13 protein-coding genes are annotated in these 14,540 nt (G+C 50.8%); 12 read left to right on the top strand and 1 reads right to left on the bottom strand.

Features of this window, described 5'->3' with window-relative positions:
- Positions 1-82: 82 nt before the first annotated feature.
- From gyrA to GNT65_RS01370, 3 genes are all read left to right on the top strand, one after another.
- On the top strand, positions 83-2,722 hold the full coding sequence (gene gyrA / locus GNT65_RS01360) for a DNA topoisomerase (ATP-hydrolyzing) subunit A (protein WP_160793335.1): 2,640 nt from the start codon (positions 83-85) through the stop codon (positions 2,720-2,722).
- A gap of 130 nt (positions 2,723-2,852) precedes the next feature.
- A complete protein-coding gene (gene serC, locus GNT65_RS01365) occupies positions 2,853-3,944 on the top strand; it encodes a 3-phosphoserine/phosphohydroxythreonine transaminase (RefSeq protein WP_160793336.1) in 1,092 nt (363 codons plus the stop codon).
- Between the two features lie 205 nt (positions 3,945-4,149).
- The gene (locus tag GNT65_RS01370; protein WP_160793337.1) at positions 4,150-4,674 is read left to right on the top strand and encodes a hypothetical protein; all 525 of its coding nucleotides are present in this window, start codon (positions 4,150-4,152) and stop codon (positions 4,672-4,674) included.
- 125 nt (positions 4,675-4,799) lie between these two features.
- Here GNT65_RS01370 and GNT65_RS01375 read toward each other — a convergent pair whose 3' ends face one another.
- Positions 4,800-5,990: an amino acid aminotransferase gene (locus GNT65_RS01375; protein ID WP_160793338.1), complete on the bottom strand. Its 1,191-nt coding sequence runs from the start codon at positions 5,988-5,990 to the stop codon at positions 4,800-4,802.
- Positions 5,991-6,379: 389 nt separating this feature from the next.
- On the opposite strand from GNT65_RS01375, the gene aroA reads away from it, so the two are divergent.
- From aroA to GNT65_RS01420, 9 genes are all read left to right on the top strand, one after another.
- On the top strand, positions 6,380-7,660 hold the full coding sequence (aroA, locus tag GNT65_RS01380; RefSeq protein ID WP_160793339.1) for a 3-phosphoshikimate 1-carboxyvinyltransferase: 1,281 nt from the start codon (positions 6,380-6,382) through the stop codon (positions 7,658-7,660).
- A gap of 176 nt (positions 7,661-7,836) precedes the next feature.
- Positions 7,837-8,529 carry a (d)CMP kinase gene (gene cmk / locus GNT65_RS01385; RefSeq protein WP_160793340.1) on the top strand — a complete coding sequence of 231 codons (693 nt, stop codon included), beginning with the start codon at positions 7,837-7,839 and terminating at the stop codon, positions 8,527-8,529.
- Positions 8,530-8,628: 99 nt separating this feature from the next.
- The gene (gene rpsA / locus GNT65_RS01390) at positions 8,629-10,296 is read left to right on the top strand and encodes a 30S ribosomal protein S1 (protein ID WP_041511275.1); all 1,668 of its coding nucleotides are present in this window, start codon (positions 8,629-8,631) and stop codon (positions 10,294-10,296) included.
- A 72-nt stretch (positions 10,297-10,368) separates the two neighbouring features.
- A complete protein-coding gene (gene ihfB / locus GNT65_RS01395) occupies positions 10,369-10,656 on the top strand; it encodes an integration host factor subunit beta (protein WP_011865753.1) in 288 nt (95 codons plus the stop codon).
- Between the two features lie 122 nt (positions 10,657-10,778).
- Positions 10,779-11,096, top strand: a complete 318-nt coding sequence (locus GNT65_RS01400) for a LapA family protein (protein ID WP_160793341.1) — start codon at positions 10,779-10,781, stop codon at positions 11,094-11,096.
- 1 nt (position 11,097) lies between these two features.
- Positions 11,098-12,258: a lipopolysaccharide assembly protein LapB gene (gene lapB / locus GNT65_RS01405; RefSeq protein ID WP_160793342.1), complete on the top strand. Its 1,161-nt coding sequence runs from the start codon at positions 11,098-11,100 to the stop codon at positions 12,256-12,258.
- A gap of 35 nt (positions 12,259-12,293) precedes the next feature.
- On the top strand, positions 12,294-12,989 hold the full coding sequence (gene pyrF, locus GNT65_RS01410) for an orotidine-5'-phosphate decarboxylase (protein WP_160793343.1): 696 nt from the start codon (positions 12,294-12,296) through the stop codon (positions 12,987-12,989).
- Positions 12,990-13,052: 63 nt separating this feature from the next.
- Complete coding sequence (locus tag GNT65_RS01415) at positions 13,053-13,868, top strand: SDR family oxidoreductase (RefSeq protein ID WP_160793344.1); 816 nt, start codon at positions 13,053-13,055, stop codon at positions 13,866-13,868.
- Positions 13,869-13,906: 38 nt separating this feature from the next.
- Positions 13,907-14,449 carry a DUF2058 domain-containing protein gene (locus GNT65_RS01420; protein ID WP_160793345.1) on the top strand — a complete coding sequence of 181 codons (543 nt, stop codon included), beginning with the start codon at positions 13,907-13,909 and terminating at the stop codon, positions 14,447-14,449.
- Positions 14,450-14,540: the final 91 nt, after the last annotated feature.

Raw genomic sequence — 14,540 nt, forward strand, 5'->3', positions numbered from 1 at the left:
ATCACGTTTTCAGGCTTGGTGAAATATTGCCTGGTTTTTAAGCAGTATTTTGTCGGCTAAATTTCAAGGGATCGAGCAGTTTATGACTGATCTGGCTTCATCTATAACACCAATTAATATTGAAGACGAATTAAAGAATTCATATTTGGATTACGCCATGAGCGTGATCGTTGGCCGTGCGTTACCCGATGTACGTGACGGTCTAAAGCCGGTTCATCGCCGCGTCTTATTCGCGATGAACGAGTTGAAGAACGATTGGAACAAACCATATAAAAAGTCGGCGCGTGTCGTCGGTGATGTGATCGGTAAATATCACCCACACGGTGACTCGGCGGTATACGACACTATCGTTCGTATGGCGCAGCCTTTCTCCATGCGCTACACCTTGGTCGATGGTCAGGGTAACTTTGGTTCTGTCGATGGCGACGCCGCGGCGGCCATGCGTTATACCGAGATACGTATGGACAAGCTGGCGCACCAGCTACTGGCCGACCTAGAGAAAGAAACTGTCGATTACGTACCTAACTATGACGGTACCGAGCAGATCCCAGCGGTACTGCCGACCCGTATTCCAGCGCTGCTGGTCAACGGTTCATCGGGCATCGCCGTCGGTATGGCGACCAACATTCCTCCTCATAACCTGTCTGAGGTGATCTCAGGCTGTTTGGCGCTGATCGACGAGCCAAGTCTCTCTATCGAGCAGCTGATGGAACATATTCCTGGTCCCGACTTCCCGACGGCGGCGATCGTCAACGGCCGTAAGGGCATCGAAGACGCCTATAAGACGGGTCGTGGTAAGGCTGTCATGCGTGCCCGCGCAACCGTTGAGACTGAAGACAACGGCCGTGAGCGTATTATCGTTACCGAGATCCCTTATCAGGTAAACAAGGCGCGTCTTATCGAAAAGATTGCCGAGCTGGTAAAAGATAAGAAGATCGAAGGCATTAGCGGCCTGCGCGACGAGTCTGATAAAGACGGTATGCGTATCGTTATCGAAGTGAAGCGCGGCGAAGTAGGTGAGGTGATCCTCAACAACCTATACGCCCAGACGCAGTTGCAGACCTCTTTCGGTATCAACATGGTGGCCCTGACCAATGGTCAGCCTAAGCTGTTTAACCTTAAAGAGATGCTCGAGTGCTTCATCCTTCACCGTCGTGAAGTGGTGACTCGTCGTACCGTATTCGAACTGCGTAAGGCCCGTGACCGGGCGCATATCCTCGAAGCACTGGCTATCGCGCTGGCCAATATCGACCCTATCATCGCATTGATCAAGGCATCACCAACACCGGCCGAAGCCAAGGTGAAGTTAGTTTCTCAAGGCTGGGCCCTTGGTAACGTGCAGGGTATGTTGGAGAAGGCGGGTGACGATGCGGCGCGTCCTGAGTGGCTGGCGCCGGAATTCGGTATTCGTGACGGCCTCTACTACCTGACCGAGCAACAGGCTCAGGCAATTTTGGATCTGCGTCTGCACAAGCTGACCGGTCTGGAACACGAGAAGATATTGGGCGAGTATGAAGAACTGCTGGAGCTGATCGCAGCACTGCTTTACATACTACGTAGCCCAGAGCGTTTGATGGAAGTGATCAAAGAAGAGCTTCAGGAAGTGCTGGAAAACTTCGGCGATGAGCGACGCACAGAGCTTAATGCCTCAGCAGTAGACATCAGCCTCGAAGATCTCATCAACGAAGAAGATGTGGTGGTGACCCTGTCTCACCTAGGGTACGCCAAGTACCAGCCGCTGAGCGATTACCAGGCACAGCGACGTGGTGGTAAGGGTAAGGCCGCGACTAAGGTGAAAGATGAAGATTTCGTCGAGAAGCTGTTGGTTGCCAATACCCACGACACCATCTTGTGCTTCTCTGACTTTGGTAAGATGTACTGGCTCAAGGTGTACCAGCTGCCGCTGGCAAGCCGTCAGGCCCGTGGTCGTCCAATCATCAACCTGCTGCCGCTGGCCGAAGGTGAGCGCATTACCGCTATCTTGCCGGTGCGCGATTACGACGCCGACAAGTATGTGATCATGGCAACTTCTCACGGCACCGTGAAGAAGACCTCGCTAGATCAATACTCTCGTCCAAGAGCCAACGGTATCATCGCCGTTAACTTGAAAGATGGCGATCAGCTGATCGGCGTCGATATCACTAACGGTGATAACGAGGTGATGCTCTTCTCTAATGAAGGCAAGGTCGTTCGCTTTAGCGAAGATCAGGTTCGTGGCATGGGCCGTACCGCGACAGGTGTTCGCGGTATCAAGCTCGAAGATGGTCAGAGCGTCGTCTCGCTCATCGTGCCTAAGAATGATGGTGCCATCCTCACCGTCACCGAAAACGGTTACGGTAAGCGTACCGACTTGGAGGAGTATCCAGCTAAGAGCCGCGCGACCAAGGGTGTGGTATCGATCAAGGTGAGCGAGCGTAACGGCGCCGTCGTCGGTGCGGTACAAGTACTGGAAAACGATGAGATCATGCTGATCAGTGACAAGGGTACCCTGGTACGTACACCGGCATCTGGCGTGTCGACCATAGGTCGTAACACTCAAGGTGTGACCATTATCCGTACGGCAATCGATGAGATGGTTGTTGGGCTACAGCGAATCGATGAGATCCAAGATGATCAGGAACTCGACGAAGAGGGGAACCCAATCGTCACGGATAACCTCGAAGAGCAGCAAGTCGAAGGCGAAGCGCCAGAGGCTGAGCCAAACGAGGAGCCAAACGAATAGCGTTTAGCGAGATTAACGGGCGTCCTTATGGACGCTCGTTTTGTTTCGGCAAGTGAAACATAATAAATAAATACGCCAATGGCATATAATCTGACGCAATAGAGTTGAAAGAAGAGCAAAGGAGAAAGCAGTGAGCGCGACATATAATTTCTGTGCAGGGCCGGCCATGTTACCTCAGCCCGTGATGCAAAAAGCACAAGAGGAGTTATTGGATTGGAACGGGCAGGGGGTCTCCGTGATGGAGGTCAGCCATCGTAGTAAAGAGTTTATCGCGCTTACCCAGCAGGCCGAGGCCGACATCAGAGAGCTGATGAATATTCCGAGTAACTACCACGTACTCTTTATGCATGGCGGTGGTCGTGGGCAGTTCGCCGCTGTTGTGAATAATTTATTAGGGGAACAAGGCAAGGCGCTCTATTTAGTCGATGGCAGCTGGTCATCTTCCGCGGTAGATGAGGCGAAAAAACTGGCCGGTGACGAGCAGATCGACACCCTGAATATTATTGAGAAAACCCATGGTGTTAGCCGTGTGGTGCTACCCGAGCTAAGTGAGCTCAAGCAAGAGTATCGTTACCTACATTACTGTCCTAATGAGACGGTAGATGGTATCGAAATTTTTGAAGAGATAAACTCGCCTTGGCCAATTGTTGCAGATATGTCCTCTAATATCATGTCTCGAGAGATAGATGTCAGCCGCTATGGGCTTATCTACGCCGGTGCCCAGAAGAACATTGGCCCCTCTGGCTTGAGTATCGTTATCGTTCGAGATGACTTGCTTGAGTATCCGCAGCTCCCTCAGGCGTCTATCATGGACTATCGTTTGGCAGTAAAACATGACTCCATGTTCAATACGCCCCCTACCTTTGCCTGGTATCTGGCGGCAGAGGTCTTCAAATGGCTTAAGGTACAGGGCGGTGTCGCTGAGGTCGCTAAGACCAATGCGCGCAAGGCCGAGATGCTTTATGACTTTATCGATAGCTGTGATTTTTATGAAAATCGCGTCGCCAAAGATAACCGTTCGAGAATGAACGTTACCTTTTATCTAAAAGATGAATCTTTGAATGAGCAGTTTTTGGCGCAGGCAAAGGCCGCAGGCCTGGTTGCGCTGAAAGGCCATCGCAGCGTCGGGGGTATGCGCGCCAGCCTCTATAATGCCATGCCACTGACAGGTGTCGAGGCCTTGGTTAGCTTCATGAAAGACTTTGCCAACGGCAATGCATAGGCTTATAGCCGTAGAAAGGTTGTAGAAGGCGAGTGGGAGGAATACTCAATAGCGAATTGTGGTTAGCGATTCGCTATTTTACCTTTAACGATATATTCCTTTGGTGTCCTCGTATTAGGTAGCGAATGGCGATTATCCGTTAGCGCGTTTTTATTCCCGTTACCCACCAGATTAAATGAAGACCGGTAAGAGTAAGGAAAGGTATATGCAAAAGGTGTTGTTGATTCTAGCTTTGTTGTGTCCATTGAGTATGTCTGCCTATAGTGCTGATAGTGCAGACACGACCCAAAACAAGGAAGCAGATTCGATTCAAGCCCCCATTTCTCTTATTAATGATTTTCATCAAGCACACAAGGCAGTGCTTGCACGCACTAGCGCCGACTTTGATACTGGTGTAACAGCTAAAATGGCCGAAGCGATAGCGGCAGAGTCTGCACTTATTATGGAGTATTTAATTCCTATCGAGTCCTATGTTGAGGGGCATTCTAAGACAGACACCCGACGTAAGGTTGAGAGAGACTGCGATGCCATTGCGCACGATGCTTATCTTCAGGGGCATCAACTTGGCTGGGGGGGAACGGGAGTGGTAACCGATGTTGCCGAGGCAAAGCGTGATCACTTGCTCAATAGATTGATCTACTATGTGGTCCGGATACACAAAGAAGATGACACCCGTTTTGATTTAGACGCTTGGTTAGCCATCTTAGGTATAGAAAAATTTGATGTCTAAATTGCTAGGAAGATAACGATTTTCACTACCTGGCTGATATTTCGATCTTTTTAAGCATAAAAAAGTCGCACGCAAAATTTGCAGTGCGACTTTTTTGTGACTAATTGCGGCTATTAAAGCCGCTATTACAACACCTTGGCGATGGACTCGGCGAGATAGTCCACGTTGCCAGTACCAATACCTGCGATGCTGATACGGCTCGAATCGACCATATAGATGCTGTGATCGGCCTGGAGCTGCGCGACTTGCTCAGGAGTAATGCCGAGGAAGGAGAACATGCCTTTCTGCTTGGCGATAAAGCTAAAGTCACGGGTCACGCCTTTTTCGGCTAGCTTATTGACCAGCATGGCGCGGTTACCATTGATACGGTCTCGCATGACCTTTAACTCGTCGAGCCATTGTTGCTTAAGCTCGCTCGATCCCAAAATCGTCTCGACGATGGCCGCGCCATGTGCGGGCGGCATAGAGTAGATGCAGCGTACCACATAGAGCAGTACCGAATAGGCCACATCGGCCTCATGGCTGTCTTTACCGACGATAGAGCAGGCGCCGATACGCTCACGATAGAGGCCGAAGTTTTTCGAGCAAGAGCTGCACAGGAGCATATCTTCTACATTGGCCGCCATCTGACGCACGCCATAGGCATCTTCATCAACACCATCGCCAAATCCCTGATAAGCCATGTCGATTAGCGGGGTAAAGCCCTGCTGCTTGGTCAGTGCGATCACTTGGTCCCACTGCTCATTGGTCAAATCCATGCCGCTAGGGTTATGACAACAGGCATGGAACAAGACCACATCATCGGCGCCAACCTGAGCGAGTGTCGCCAGCATTTCGTCAAATTTAAGCGTCTTGTTTTGGTAGTCATAGTAAGGGTAGGTCTTAACCTTAATACCGGCCGCCTCAAACAGACCTGTGTGGTTGGCCCAGGTAGGATCGCTTACCCAGATCACGCTGTTTGGATTGACACGTTTGATGAAATCAGCCGCGACGCGCAGCGCTCCCGTGCCGCCGGGGGTGGATACGGTGCGAATGCGGTTGGCCAGCAGCGCAGGGTTGTCTTGACCGAATGCCAGTTCCCCCATTAGCTGATTGAAGGCGGGAGAACCTGTTGGGCCTATGTAAACTTTGGTTGCCTCGGTATCGATGCGGTGCTGCTCGGCGCGTTTGACGCAGGCTAAGATCGGGGTGTTTCCCGCCTCATCCTTGTATACACCAACGCCCAGATCCACCTTGTTTGCGTGGGGATCTTCACGGAATTTTGTCATTAGCCCTAGGATAGGATCGGCGGGCATAGGGGAAAGATTCTCGAACATGGCTCCAACTACCTTTTGTCTTGTTATAGGCCCTTAATGGCCTTCGCTGTGCGTAGCCTTAGGATAAACTAATTTTGTACTGAAATTACAGCGCAAGACCCGATTTTATCGAACATTCAACTTGGCAAATTTTCATGCCAGTGGTGTAAGTGGGGTTAGCTTTTGGTGTTTTAGCTTGGAGCCATACAATGTTAAGAAAGAAAATTACTCATTAAGGACCATAAATTGTAAAAAAGGGTTGAATAGTCCGGCTCAATCAGTAATTTTATAACCACGAGGCTCAGGTTAATTGAGCAGATGGCCATTTTGTCGTGATGGCAAGTTTTTAGTATCTAACAGTATCAATAATCCGCGGTCGACTCTGGCTGCAACCAATTAAGAAGTGATTAATGAAACAACTACGACTCGATCCCATATCTAAGGTTAATGGCACCGTAAATATTCCCGGTTCCAAGAGTATTTCTAATCGCGCCCTGTTGTTGGCGACCTTAGCTGAAGGGAGAACCCGGCTCACCAATCTGCTCGATTCCGATGACATTCGGCACATGCTTACCGCCCTGAAACAGCTCGGCGTTAATTATCAGCTGTCAGACAATAACCGGGTTTGCGAACTCGAAGGCCTGGGCGGCGCCATTAATAGTGACACGGCTCAGACGCTGTTCCTCGGTAACGCCGGTACGGCGATGCGTCCCTTATGTGCTGCGCTCACACTTGGACGGGGTGAATTTACCCTAACCGGTGAGCCTCGCATGGAGGAGCGTCCCATCGGCGATCTGGTCGACGCACTTGGTGCCCTCGGCGCAGATATTCGCTACGTTAAGGAGCCTGGCTTTCCGCCACTCACCGTCAATGCCACAGGGCTCAATGGTGGCGATGTCGAGATAGCAGGGGATCTGTCTAGCCAGTTTTTAACCGCCTTGTTGATGGTGACGCCGCTTGCCAAGGCCCAGGTGAATATCAAGATCAAGGGAGAGCTGGTCTCCAAGCCTTATATCGATATTACCATCGCCTTGATGGCGCAGTTTGGCGTGACCGTCATTAATCACGACTATCAGCGTTTCGAAATTCCAGCGGGTCAAACGTATGTCTCGCCGGGCACAGTGCTGGTCGAGGGGGATGCCTCATCGGCCTCTTACTTCCTTGCCGCCGGCGCCATTCAGGGTGGCGAGGTAAAGGTGACCGGTGTTGGACTGAAAAGCATCCAGGGTGATGTGAAGTTTGCTGACGTGCTTGAGGCCATGGGCGCCGAGATAGAGTGGGGCGATGATTTCATTATCGCCAGAAGCGCGCCGCTACATGGGGTAGATCTCGATATGAATCATATCCCAGATGCCGCCATGACGATTGCCACGACGGCGCTGTTTGCCACAGGCACCACGACCCTGCGCAATATCTACAACTGGCGAATTAAGGAGACGGACCGTCTCGCCGCCATGGCCACCGAGCTGCGTAAAGTGGGCGCCGAGGTAGAAGAGGGTCATGACTATATTCGCGTCACTGCGCCAACTCAGCTAAATACGGCCGCTATCGATACCTATAACGATCATCGTATGGCTATGTGTTTCTCTCTGATGGCATTTGCCGACTGCGGCATTACCATCAACGACCCCGATTGTACTTCCAAAACCTTTCCGGATTATTTCGCCCAGTTTGCGGCGCTCGCCCAATAAGCCAAGTGCTTTCTCGCGGATCAAAATTTTTGATCCGCGAACCTAATTGATCCAATTGTGTTAATTCGTAACTTTTTGCCGCTTTATGCAAGCTTTTAGTTTATAATGCGCGCGCAGTTTTTTCGTGGACGACATTCAGGATCTTTAGGGAAGATAGATTTAATTTGGAGAATCATATGTCACAACGGGCTCCTATCGTCACTATTGACGGCCCAAGCGGTGCAGGTAAAGGCACAATTAGTCAACTACTTGCTTCGCGTTTAGGATGGAAGCTGCTTGATAGCGGTGCCATATATCGTGTCTTAGCCCTAGCGGCAATTCACCACAATGTAGAGCTAGACAACGAAGCCTCGCTGGCTCTGTTAGCGGCGCACTTGGACGTGCAATTCATCTCGGCTAACGGTAACGGCATTAAAGTGGTGTTAGAAGGCGAAGATGTTTCCCATGCCATTCGTAGCCAGCAATGTTCTAATGCAGCCTCTAAGGTAGCGGCTTTCCCCCGTGTTCGTGAAGCACTACTTCGCCGTCAAAGAGCCTTTGCCGAGGCGCCAGGTCTCATCGCCGACGGTCGCGATATGGGCACAGTCGTTTTCCCCACCTCACCCGCTAAACTTTATTTAACCGCTTCGGCTGAGGAAAGGGCTCAAAGGCGCTATAATCAGTTGCAGGACAAGGGCTTCGATGTTAATATCGACCGTCTTTTAGCCGAGGTCGTTGAACGCGATGAGCGTGATATGAATCGCCCGGTAGCTCCTCTGGTTCCTGCCGAGGATGCGCTGGTGATCGATACGACTGGCATAGGCATTGATGAAGTAGTTGAGCTTGCGCTCTCTCACATCAAGGCAAAATTACCTGACCTTGCCCTCTAGGGGACAGGGTCTTTACGATTTGTCACACGGATGCGACAAATGATTAATCTGACTCCACGTCTAGGATGGGCCGTGGTTTATTACTTAAAGTAAATTAACATGACTGAATCTTTTGCTGATCTATTTGAACAATCCCTTCAACAACTTGAGTTCCGTCCAGGTTCTATCGTTCGTGGTACTGTAGTATCAATCCAGAACGGTATGGTACTGGTTGACGCTGGCCTTAAGTCTGAAAGCCCAATCCCAGCTGACCAATTCAAAAACGCTCAAGGCGTTCTAGAAATCGCTGTTGGTGATGAAGTTGACGTAGCCCTTGACTCTGTTGAAGATGGTTTCGGTGAGACTCAACTTTCTCGTGAGAAAGCTAAGCGCCACGAAGCTTGGATCGTTCTAGAAAAAGCTTACGAAGATGCTGAAACTGTAATCGGTGTCATCAATGGTAAGGTTAAAGGCGGTTTCACCGTTGAACTAAACGGTATCCGTGCGTTCCTACCAGGTTCTCTAGTTGACGTTCGCCCAGTTCGCGACACTGCTCACCTAGAAAACAAAGAACTAGAATTCAAGGTTATCAAGCTAGACCAGAAGCGTAACAACGTTGTTGTTTCTCGTCGTGCTGTTATCGAATCTGAAAGCAGTGCAGAGCGTGATGCGCTACTTGAAAACCTACAAGAAGGTCAAGCCGTTAAGGGTATCGTTAAGAACCTGACTGACTACGGTGCATTCGTTGACCTAGGTGGCGTTGACGGTCTTCTGCATATCACAGATATGGCTTGGAAGCGCGTTAAGCACCCATCTGAAATCGTAAACGTTGGCGACGAAATCAACGTTAAAGTACTTAAGTACGATCGTGAGCGCACTCGTGTTTCACTAGGTCTTAAGCAACTTGGCGAAGACCCATGGTTAGAAATCAGCAAGCGCTACCCAGAAAACACTAAGTTGACTGGTCGCGTAACTAACCTAACTGACTACGGCTGCTTCGTTGAAATCGAAGAAGGCGTTGAAGGTCTGGTACACGTTTCTGAAATGGATTGGACTAACAAGAACATCCACCCATCTAAGGTTGTTAACCTAGGTGACGAAGTTGAAGTTCTGGTTCTAGACATCGATGAAGAGCGTCGTCGTATTTCTCTAGGTCTGAAGCAATGTAAGACTAACCCATGGGATGATTTCGCAGAGCGTTACGCGAAAGGTGACAAGGTTACTGGTAAGATCAAGTCTATCACTGACTTCGGTATCTTCATCGGTCTTGACGGCGGCATCGACGGTCTGGTTCACCTGTCTGACATTTCTTGGAACGGTACTGGCGAAGAAGCCGTATCTGACTACAAGAAAGGCGACGAAATCAGCGCAGTTGTACTGTCAGTTGACCCAGAGCGTGAGCGTATCAGCCTAGGCGTTAAGCAGACTGAAGACGATCCTTTCAATGCATACCTTGCAGATAAGAAGAAAGGTGCTATCGTAACTGGTACTGTTACTGCAGTAGACGCGAAGGGCGTTACCATCGAGTTAGCTGAAACTGTAGAAGGTTACCTACGTGTTTCTGACATCTCTCGTGAGCGCATCGAAGATGCATCTACTGTATACTCAGTAGGTGACACTGTTGAATCTAAGTTCATGGGTGTTGATCGCAAGAACCGTACTATCAGCCTGTCTATCCGTGCGAAAGACGAAGCTGATGAGAAGGAAGCGATGGCTAACTTGAACAAGCAAGATGACGTTGCTATGAGCAATGCCATGGCTGAAGCGTTCAAAGCGGCTCGCAAATAATTCGCCTGAAGTTCGGGGATGGCAACATCCCCGCTAGGTGACTGTGTTTGGCTTGATTATAGAGGGTACAGGATGACTAAATCCGAACTGATCGAAAAACTTGCCACTAGGCAGTCGCAGCTGTCGGCAAAAGAAGTAGAAAGCGCTATTAAAGAGATGTTGGAGCAGATGGCAACGACATTGGAAGGCGGTGACCGTATCGAGATCCGTGGCTTTGGTAGTTTTTCCCTTCATTATCGTGCACCACGTACGGGCCGTAATCCTAAGACTGGTACTTCAGTTGAGTTGGAAGGCAAATATGTTCCGCACTTTAAGCCTGGCAAAGAACTGCGTGAGCGCGTTGATGCTATCAACTCGTAAATGACATTGTTTTAAAAGCCTCCGAAAGGAGGTTTTTTTATGCCTAAATTCTAGGTATGGCTAGCTAGTTCGTTAAATTTCTTGGATAATCAACCCATCACCAAGGGTTTATGGAGAGTAACGTGAAGTCATTTATCGCGACCGTGCTTGTCGCCCTGTTTTTCGTCTTGGCTTTATTGTTTGGTGCGCGCAACGAACAGCTGGTGACCATAAGTTATTTTGTCGCTCAGGGTGAATATCGTCTACCCGTCGTACTCGGCGCGGTGTTTCTGGCTGGCTTCCTGGTGAGCTGGTTATTTGCGATATACCACATCACTAAGGTGAGGCTGCAACTGCGTAAGGCTAACAAGAAAATTGAGCAGTTAGAGGCCAAGTTACCTGCTGAAATCTTATCCCAGTCCACTCAAATCGAACATCAAGCGAAGGAAGTAAACGCTTAATATGTTAGAGATTCTGTTTCTGTTGTTGCCTATCGCCGCCGGTTATGGCTGGTATATGGGCCGCCGTAGTATAAGGCATAAGCAGAATAGCAAGCGTAAGCAGTTAAGCCGAGATTACTTTACCGGCCTTAATTTTCTTCTGTCTAACGAATCGGACAAGGCCGTCGATCTTTTTATCTCCATGCTGGACGTGGATGATGACACCATAGATACCCACCTCTCGCTCGGCTCATTGTTTCGTAAGCGAGGTGAGGTAGACCGCTCAATCCGCATTCATCAAAATCTTATTGCTCGTCCCACCTTAACCACAGAGCAGCGAGATATTGCCATGATGGAACTTGGCAAAGATTACCTGGCCGCCGGTTTTTATGACAGGGCCGAGGAGATCTTCCTCAACCTGGTGCGCCAGGAGGACCACAGTGAAGAGGCCGAAGATCAGCTTATCGCCATCTATCAAGTGACCAAAGACTGGCAGAAGGCGATCGATATCATCAAGAGCCTTAAGCGTAAGCGTCAGCAATCGCTGAAACATCTACAGGCCCATCTCTATTGTGAGCTTGCCGATGAGGCGGGTGATAGTGAGCTCAAGCTTAGGCATCTCGCACAGGCGATCAAGCAGGACGCCCAGTGCGGCCGCGCCATGTTAACCAGTGCCAAGCTGTTTCTCGCTCAGCAGGAGTTTGTCCGTGCCAAGGAGATGCTCTGCCGCTTGAAAGATGCCGATATTGAGCTTTTTCCCGAAGCGCTCGCCATTGCAAAAGAAGTTTACCAGTCGACCGACGATCTCGGCGCCTATCGCGAACTGCTACGGGAGGCGTTAGAGCAGGGCGCCGGCGCAAGTGTCGCCATCACGCTGGCGCAGCAGATGATCGCCCAAGGGGAAACCCAAGATGCCGAGAAGTTGATCCTCGATGGCCTCTATCGCCACCCGACCATGAAGAGTTTTCAGCATCTGATGAAGATGCAGATCCAACATGCCGAGGACGGTCAGGCAAAACAGAGTTTGAATATGCTCGCCGAACTGGTTGAGCAACAGATAAAATTCCGCCCCAGTTACCGCTGTTTAGAGTGTGGTTTCCCGTCCCATACCCTCTACTGGCATTGCCCTTCCTGTAAGAGTTGGGGCACCATCAAGCGGATCCGCGGACTCGACGGGGAGTAACTAGACAATAAAATGCAAAGCAACAGGAGAACAGCATGAGCAACAAACCTATTATAGTGGCGCTAGATTACGATAATAAATCCGAAGCTTTGCAGCTCATCGATCAGCTAGACCCCAACATGTGCCGGCTAAAGATAGGCAAAGAGATGTTCACTCTCTTTGGGCCTGAGTTGGTTAAAGAGATCCACAGTCGCGACTTTGACCTCTTCCTGGACCTCAAATTCCACGACATTCCAAATACCGTCGCCAAGGCCGTCGCCGCAGCGGCCGAGCTTGGGGTGTGGATGACCAATGTGCATGCCAGTGGTGGCCTTGCCATGATGCAGGCAGCCAGAGAAGCATTGCTTCCCTACGGCGACAAGGCGCCGCTGCTGATCGCCGTGACGGTACTGACCTCCATGAGCGATGAAGAGCTGGCGCTGCTAGGCATCAATGTGCCGGCGGCCGAACACGTTAAGCGTCTGGCAAGCCTCACCAAACAGGCAGGCCTGAATGGCATCGTCTGTTCGGCCCAGGAAGCCAGCATGTTAAAGGCAGAGTTTGGCGCCGACTTTAAACTGGTCACGCCGGGTATCCGCCCAGCCGGTAGCGATAAAGGTGACCAGCACCGCGTGATGACGCCGACTCAGGCACTGGCAGCGGGATCCGATTACCTGGTAATTGGTCGCCCAATTACCAAGGCGGCTAACCCGTTGGCGGCGCTCACCGAGATCCATGCATCGCTTAAATAGCTTGACCTGATCCACTGAGCCTCCTAATTTAACCCTTAAGGTTTTATTAGACAGGGAAATAAGATGTTCGATTATCAAGGGAAAAACGTCTTTGTGGTGGGCGGTACCAGTGGCATTAACCTAGGTATCGCCAAAGCTTTTGCCCAGGCGGGAGCAAACGTTGCCGTGGCAAGTCGTCGCCAGGAAAAAGTCGAGTCGGCGGTAGAGGCACTGCAAGCACTCAATGACAAAGGCAAGATGCTTGGCGTCGCCTTCGACGTGCGAGACCTCGACGCGCTAAAAGCAGGTTTCAAGCAGATAGCCGATGCCTATGGTCAGCTGGATGTGCTGGTCAGTGGCGCGGCCGGAAACTTCCCGGCGAAGGCTGCAGACCTATCTGAAAACGGTTTCAAGTCGGTCATGGATATCGACCTGCTGGGCAGTTTTCAGGTGCTTAAACAGGCTTATCCCTTGATGCGTCGGCCCGGCGGCGCTATCGTGCAGATCTCTGCGCCTCAGGCCTACATCGCCATGCCTATGCAATCCCATGTTAGCGCGGCCAAGGCTGGCGTCGACATGTTGACCAAGAGTCTGGCACTCGAGTGGGGAGCAGAGGGTATCAGGGTAAACTCTATCGTGCCCGGTCCCATCAGCGGCACCGAAGGATTCAACCGCTTAGCGCCCAGTGAGGCGTTACAGCAGGCCGTGGCGCAAAGCGTGCCGCTTAGGCGTAACGGGGTTAATGAGGATATCGCAAATGCTGCGATGTTTATTGCCTCACCTATGGCCAGTTACATTACCGGTACCGTTTTGCCGGTAGACGGCGGCTGGTCCCTCGGCGGCGCCAGCATGGCCATGAATGAGTTAGGCAAGTTAGCCAAACAACATAAAGAGAAGTAGGTAGCGCGGATTGCGTTACCCAATGAGTGAGAAGATAGATGGCAAACCCATTTCAAGAGCAGTTGCTCAAGGCTGGCCTGGTCAGCAAACAGAAGGTTCGCGATGCCAAGACCCAGAAGCGTCGCGATCGTAAAGCCAAGGTCGATGATGGTTCTGAGGCCTTGAAACAAGAAATCGCAGCGAAGAAGCAGGCGCAGATCGAGAAGGATAAGGCGCTCAATGAACAGCGCTTCGCCGAGGCGATGGAGAAGGGCCAGGTACGTGGCCTGATCACCGAGTTTAAGCGCTGCGCTATCGCCGTGCCAAAAGATGCCGAACTTAAGTTTAACTACACCTTAGGCACTAAGATCTTTAGCGTGTATGTGACCGAAAAACTCCAGAGTCAGCTGCTTAACGGCCAACTCGGTATCGTTCGTCACGAAGAGGTGAGTTACCTGGTGCCCCACAAGCTAGCCGAACGGGTTAACCTGCTGGTGCCCGACTGGTGTGGATACCTATGGCAAGCAGAAGACGCCAGTCAAGTCGTGGAAGAAGACGACCCATACGCCGATTATGTGATCCCCGACGACCTAATGTGGTAAGAGATCACATCATGAAAAGCCTCGCCCTTAACGCGGGGCTTTTTTATTTGCGCAACCGGACAATTTTTGGCTAAAGGGCTTTATTCTCGAG

Origin of the sequence: Shewanella insulae (assembly GCF_009831655.1) — a bacterium.
Taxonomy (GTDB): domain Bacteria; phylum Pseudomonadota; class Gammaproteobacteria; order Enterobacterales; family Shewanellaceae; genus Shewanella; species Shewanella insulae.

Excerpts from the sequence above, each read along its gene's own strand:
- GNT65_RS01370 (WP_160793337.1), top strand. The coding sequence starts at position 4,150 with ATGCAAAAGGTGTTGTTGATTCTAGCTTTGTTGTGTCCATTGAGTATG.
- GNT65_RS01375 (WP_160793338.1), bottom strand. The coding sequence starts at position 5,990 with ATGTTCGAGAATCTTTCCCCTATGCCCGCCGATCCTATCCTAGGGCTA.
- rpsA (WP_041511275.1), top strand. The coding sequence starts at position 8,629 with ATGACTGAATCTTTTGCTGATCTATTTGAACAATCCCTTCAACAACTT.
- ihfB (WP_011865753.1), top strand. The coding sequence starts at position 10,369 with ATGACTAAATCCGAACTGATCGAAAAACTTGCCACTAGGCAGTCGCAG.
- gyrA (WP_160793335.1), top strand. The coding sequence starts at position 83 with ATGACTGATCTGGCTTCATCTATAACACCAATTAATATTGAAGACGAA.
- GNT65_RS01420 (WP_160793345.1), top strand. The coding sequence starts at position 13,907 with ATGGCAAACCCATTTCAAGAGCAGTTGCTCAAGGCTGGCCTGGTCAGC.
- lapB (WP_160793342.1), top strand. The coding sequence starts at position 11,098 with ATGTTAGAGATTCTGTTTCTGTTGTTGCCTATCGCCGCCGGTTATGGC.
- pyrF (WP_160793343.1), top strand. The coding sequence starts at position 12,294 with ATGAGCAACAAACCTATTATAGTGGCGCTAGATTACGATAATAAATCC.
- cmk (WP_160793340.1), top strand. The coding sequence starts at position 7,837 with ATGTCACAACGGGCTCCTATCGTCACTATTGACGGCCCAAGCGGTGCA.
- aroA (WP_160793339.1), top strand. The coding sequence starts at position 6,380 with ATGAAACAACTACGACTCGATCCCATATCTAAGGTTAATGGCACCGTA.
- GNT65_RS01415 (WP_160793344.1), top strand. The coding sequence starts at position 13,053 with ATGTTCGATTATCAAGGGAAAAACGTCTTTGTGGTGGGCGGTACCAGT.